3 protein-coding genes and 1 pseudogene are annotated in these 4,437 nt (G+C 70.3%); 2 read left to right on the top strand and 2 right to left on the bottom strand.

Translation table 11 applies throughout. The features are described 5' to 3' along the window. Positions 1-660 (bottom strand): heparan-alpha-glucosaminide N-acetyltransferase (locus FV222_RS18140; RefSeq protein ID WP_147815319.1); only part of this gene is annotated, 660 nt, incomplete at its 3' end. Between the two features lie 374 nt (positions 661-1,034). On the opposite strand from FV222_RS18140, the gene FV222_RS18135 reads away from it, so the two are divergent. Continuing rightward, a complete protein-coding gene (locus tag FV222_RS18135) occupies positions 1,035-1,640 on the top strand; it encodes a cold-shock protein (protein ID WP_147762222.1) in 606 nt (201 codons plus the stop codon). 65 nt (positions 1,641-1,705) lie between these two features. After that, positions 1,706-2,149: a DUF192 domain-containing protein gene (locus FV222_RS18130; RefSeq protein WP_246685528.1), complete on the top strand. Its 444-nt coding sequence runs from the start codon at positions 1,706-1,708 to the stop codon at positions 2,147-2,149. 414 nt (positions 2,150-2,563) lie between these two features. Here FV222_RS18130 and FV222_RS18120 read toward each other — a convergent pair. Then, positions 2,564-4,437, bottom strand: a pseudogene (locus tag FV222_RS18120) (TIGR02302 family protein); the annotation flags it as partial.

Raw genomic sequence — 4,437 nt, 5'->3', positions numbered from 1 at the left:
CCAGAGCCCGGGCCGCGAGCGCGCGAACCGGGGCAGGGCGATCCGCCCGAGGGCCACGCCGAACAGCACGATCCCGAACCACGGGAACAGCGGCACGTAGTCGTTGGTCTGCGGCGTCAGCCGGCCGAGGCCGAGGAAGAACAGCGCGGGCGCGTCGAGGGCCGGGTGCGCCGCGAGGTGTGGCAGCGCCACGACCAGGGCGCCGGCCAGGGCCGTCACGATCGCCGGCACGAACAGGAACGGCAGCGCCAGCACGCTCGACGCCGCGATGCAGTGCAGGATGCCGAAGAAGATGAAGCTGTCGGGAAAGGCGACGTATGTCGCGAACGTGATCAGGATCGCGGCCCCGCCGACCCGCAGCAGCCGCAGCAGGGTCGGCCGCAACCGCACGCCGCGCCCGTTCATCAGCACGAGGCCGGCCCCGACCAGCACCAGGAACGAGCCGGCGATGACGTGCGCCGCGATCCGTCCGGCGGGCGACAGCGCTGCGTTCTCAGGCGTGAGGCGGAGGTAGCCGAGGTCCCAGGTCAGGTGGTAGGCGGCCATCGCTGCGAGCGCCGTGGCGCGCGCCGCGTCGATCGCGGGGATGCGGCCGGGCGCGGATGTCGGCGCTTCCGGTGACGCGGCGGAGGCGGAGGCGAGGGGAGGATCGGATCGCATGCCGGGCCTAAGCATCATTCGCCGGGCGCGGCCATGGCCGGCGTCGAAATTCCTACGCGGGACCAGGCCTCGGCCACTCATCCCAGCCCTGCCGCAACGCGGCAACAATCACGAGAATGTGACCGCGCTCGGTTGTCTTCACCGAGGGCCTTCGCCATCGGCACGCCGGCGCAAAAGCGTGAGTCCCGACACGGACTTGGGCCGAACGCCGACATGCCGGACAGCCGCAAAACCTTGGAAAATCGCGCCGATTCCCCGGCCGCTGCAACCGGACGCAGCAGGGCTGCCGGGCAAAGAGGCTTTCGCCGCCTCAAGACTTCGTTAATCCTGAGGCCGAAACGCACGTCGCGATTCGGTGTAGGTTGCTTATCGACATGTCTGACGGGTTCGGATCAGGGCCGGCGAGCGCACGGACGGACGGGGTGGGCATCGGCACCTCGCCGCAGGGCGAGGTCGACGAGCCGCTCGACCTCATCGAGGTCTCGGGCCGGATCAAGTGGTTCGACGTCGCCAAGGGGTTCGGCTTCATCGTCCCGGACGACGGCATGCCGGACGTGCTGCTCCATGTCACCTGCCTGCGCCGCGACGGGCACCAGAACGCGAGCGAGGGCGCCCGCATCGTGGTCGAGGCGACCGAGCGCGCCCGCGGCTGGCAGGCCTTCCGCGTGCTGTCGCTCGATCAATCCTCGGCGACCCACCCGTCAGAACTGCCGCTGCCCCGCACCCATGTCAGCGTGACGCCGACGAGCGGGCTCGAGACCGCCGTGGTGAAGTGGTTCAACCGCCTGCGCGGCTTCGGATTCCTGACGCGGGGCGACGGCACGCCGGACATCTTCGTCCACATGGAGACCCTGCGGCGCTACGGTATCGCCGAATTGAAGCCCGGCGAGACGGTGCTCGTGCGATACGGCGACGGCTCCAAGGGCGTGATGGCCGCCGAGGTCCGGCTGCCCGACGGGGCCGTCCCGTCCTCGCATTGATGGTGCTCCGCTTGTCTCGCGTTCGAAACCTCCTCGCCGGCGGCCTCGCCCTCGGGCTTCTCGGCATGCCCGCGCTCCTACCGGCCATGGCTCCGGCCTCCGCTCAAGGCGCACAGCAGGCCAAGGCTCAGACCGAGCCGCTCAGCATCCGTTCGAAGGACGGCACCCACCGCTTCGACGTCGAGGTGATGCGCGACGACGCCGGGCGCACCCGCGGCCTGATGTTCCGCCGCACCATGGCGCCGAACCACGGCATGCTGTTCGATTTCGAGCGGTCCGAGCCGGTCGCGATGTGGATGAAGAACACCTACCTGCCGCTCGACATGGTGTTCATCCGCGCCGACGGCACCATCGCCCGGGTCGCGGCCGACACCGAGCCGCTCTCCACCGCCATCGTCGCCTCGCCGGAGCCGGTGCTGTCGGTGCTGGAGCTCAACGCCGGCACCGCCGCCCGTCTCGGGATCAAGGCCGGCGACCGCGTCGAGCACCCTCTGTTCCAGCGCCGCTGAGGCAGAGCGCCGGCGCGCTCCGGAAATATGAACGCATCGAGAACATCGCGCTTGACGCCCGTTCCGTTGCGGATCAGTGTTCTTCGTATGTTCCACGCGGAACGGGCGCACGATCGTCGCGCCTCTCCCGCGAAGGTGGCGAGGATCCCGATGATCGACGCAGCTATCGCCCCGTGCGCCAAGGCCGTCCTGTTCCGTAACGCCGACTGGACGCTGTCGGGCGAAGGCCTCGAGCACCGCACGACCGGCTACTTCATCGGCCGCGACGTGCTCGGCGCCCGGCGCGCCGAGGGCCTTTGGGACTGGCCGCTGCAGATGGCCGAGAAGAGCTGGTGCCGGCCGAGCCTGTTCCGCGAGGCGTTCCTGACCGCGCTCGACCGGTTCGGCATCGCCCGCGACGCCGGCCTCGGCCAGGCCTTCGCCCTCGGCTTCGGCCGATTCCTGCATCTGTTGCTGCATGCCGTCGGCGCCGCGCTTGAGCCCGTCCAGCGCACGGCCCTGCGCGTCGACGGCGTCGCCCTCTTGCCCGTCCTTCAGCGCGTTCTCGGCCTCGCGCATGGCATCCTCGGCATCGGACAGGCCTTCCTCGCCCTTCATGCCGTTCTCCTTCATGCGGTTCTGCAGGTCCTGCAGGCGCTCGCGCAGGGCCTGCTGGCGTTCGCCGACGCCGCCCTGCTGGCCCTTCTGCTGGCCCTTGCCCTGCTGCTGTCCCTGTTGACCCGGCTCCCCTTGGCCCTGTTGACTTTGCCCCTGTTGACTTTGGCCCTGCTGGCCGGGGCTCTGCTGCCCCCGCTGGCCGGGCTTCTGCCCCTGCTGGCTGCGGTTCGGCGGCCGCTGGCCCTGCTCGGGGCCGGGCTTCTCCTGGCCTTCCTTGAAGGTCTCGTCGCGCAGGCCCTGCTGCTCGCGGGCCATCTGGTCGAGCTCCTTCATCTGCTTCTGCATCTCGCGGGCGGTCGGATCGGACTTGCCGCCCTGCTCGGCGCTCTGCAGGTTCTCGAGGATGTTGCGCAGCTGCTCCATCAGGCGCTGCGCCTCGGCGGTGTCGCCGCGCTTCATCGCCTCGGCCATGTCCTTGAGCATCTTGTCGAGGTCGTCCGGCGTCACCGACTTCGATGGCTGGCCCTGCTTGTCGCGCGAACCCTGCTCGCGCGGCTGCTTGCTCTGCTTCTCGGCAAGCTCCTTCATGAATTTGTCGAGCGCCTGCTTCAGGTCCTGCGTCAGGCGCTTGATCTCGTCGTCGGGGGCCCTCTTGTCGATCGCTTCCTTGAGCCGGTCCTGCGCCTGCCGAAGCTTCTTCTCGGTGTCCGAGAGGTCGCCGTCTTCGATCTTGAGAGCCATCTCCCAAAGCAGGTCCGCCACCTCGATGAGGGCGGCGTCGTTCCCGGCCGCGCGCAGGCGGCGCGCCGCGGTCTTCAGGCCGAGGAACACGCCCGGCTGCGGCGTGAACAAATCCGGTGCGACAAGCAGGGCGTCGAGCGCCATCTGCACCCGGACGCGACCTTCGTCCGGCGTCACGACGAGGCGGCGGCGCTCTTCTGCCAGCGCCCGCGCCAGGGGATCGCGGAACGGGCGAGCCGGCAGCACCATCTCGGTCGTCGGCGTGCGGCCTTCCTGGCCGGCCTCGTCCTTGACGAGGTACGTGAAGCGCACCCGCGCGCCGGACCAGGGGTTGTCGGTGAGGTCGACGAGCGTCTTGGTGTCGGTCTCGCCGTTGGCGTCGCCGGGCAGGGCCAGGGCGATCCGCGGCGGCGGCACCAGCGAGCGCGTACCCTCGATCGGCTCGACGACCCCCTCGGCGGAGGCGATGCCGTAATCGTCCTTGGCGCGATAGCTGAGGTTGAAGGTGCCGCGCCCGTTCACCTCGGGCCCGCCGACGGCGTGGACCTCCGGCGGCAGGTCGGGGATCGCCTCGACCACCAGGCGCTGAATCTGGCCCGGCGCCGCGATGGTCAGCGCGGCGCTCGGGCCGACGATTTGGAACCGGTCCTCGCGCAGGTCCGGCCGCGGCTCCTTGCCGGGCACGGCCTTGAGGCCGGCATCCGGCGTCAGCACCGTCTGCGCCGGACTTTCGCCCGCGATGCGCACGATCAGCTGCGAGTTCACCGGCACGCGCAGGCGCTGCTCGCCCCCGGACATGGCGACCGCCAGCGGCGGAAGCCGGGTGTAGAGCGGCGGGTCGATCCAGGCGTCGATGCGGTAGCTCGGCCCGGCGGATGCGGCTTCGCGCCAGTCGAACGCGCTGCCGAGGCGCTCGCGCCATTCCGGGCCGGCGACGAACAAGCTCGCCA

The organism is Methylobacterium sp. WL103 (assembly GCF_008039885.1).
GTDB lineage: Bacteria > Pseudomonadota > Alphaproteobacteria > Rhizobiales > Beijerinckiaceae > Methylobacterium > Methylobacterium cerastii.
The sequence above is the reverse complement of the archived record's forward strand: the minus strand, read 5'-3'. Positions and strand labels throughout refer to the sequence as shown.

Excerpts from the sequence above, each read along its gene's own strand:
- FV222_RS18130 (WP_246685528.1), top strand. The coding sequence starts at position 1,706 with ATGCCCGCGCTCCTACCGGCCATGGCTCCGGCCTCCGCTCAAGGCGCA.
- FV222_RS18135 (WP_147762222.1), top strand. The coding sequence starts at position 1,035 with ATGTCTGACGGGTTCGGATCAGGGCCGGCGAGCGCACGGACGGACGGG.